The organism is Kitasatospora sp. MBT63 (assembly GCF_000710465.2).
Taxonomy (GTDB): domain Bacteria; phylum Actinomycetota; class Actinomycetes; order Streptomycetales; family Streptomycetaceae; genus Kitasatospora.
Map to the genome: position 1 here is coordinate 1 of NZ_JAIZ01000821.1, position 831 is coordinate 831.

Sequence of the window (831 nt, forward strand, 5' to 3'; positions counted from 1 at the left end):
CGGACGGCGGCGAGGCGGCGGAGTACCTGGAGCCGCGCTTCGACCACCGGGGTTTCCCGCGCCACCGGGCTCCCGCCGCCGGCCGTTCGCTGGCGGTGCGTCAACGGGTGGTGACCACCGGCGTGCTGGCGGCCGTGCTGACCGCCCCGGTGGTGGCGCTCTGGGCCGCCCAGCAGGACGGCGGCGGGTCGGACTCCACAGCGGCGATCTCGTCGGTACGGGTCGGCTCCTCCCCGGTCGGCGGTGCGGCACTGCCCGCGGTCCCGGTACCGCCGGTGGTGGTGCCCGCCGTGCCGGGCTCGGTCGCCGGTGACCTGCAGTTGGCCGGTGTGGCGACTGCAGAAACGTCCCTCCCCACGGTTCGGGGAGTCGCGGTGCCCGTGCCGGCCCGGGTCCCCGCGACGGGCACCTTGACGCCGTGGTCGGCCGTCACCGACGCCTCCGCCGTGTCCGACGCCGCCGACCAGCAGCAGACCGGCCGGCTCACCGTGGACGCCCGGGAGTACGGCAGCCGAACCGTCCTCACCCTGACCAACTCGGGCGGCGACGCGATCACCTGGCACGCCGTGCTGGACGCCGACTGGCTGCGCCTCAGCCGCGACTCGGGCACCCTGGCGCCCGGCCAGCGGATCACGGTGACGGTCACCGTCGACGAGGCACGGGTGCCGGCCGGACCGTGGACGGCACGGATCGCGCTGCCGCCCTCCGAGGCGGTGGTCACCCTGGAGGGCGGCCCGCGGAGCCCCGGCGGAGACGGTCAGGCCACCGGTCCGGCTCCCACGGATCCGCCCCCGGCCACCCCCACCGACGGCCCGTCGTCCACCCCCACCT

The 831-nt window shown here is 77.0% G+C and carries 1 pseudogene; it reads left to right on the forward strand.

Annotation, left to right across the window (positions count from 1 at the left end):
- A pseudogene (locus AA75_RS50620) lies at positions 1 to 831 on the forward strand (hypothetical protein); the annotation flags it as partial.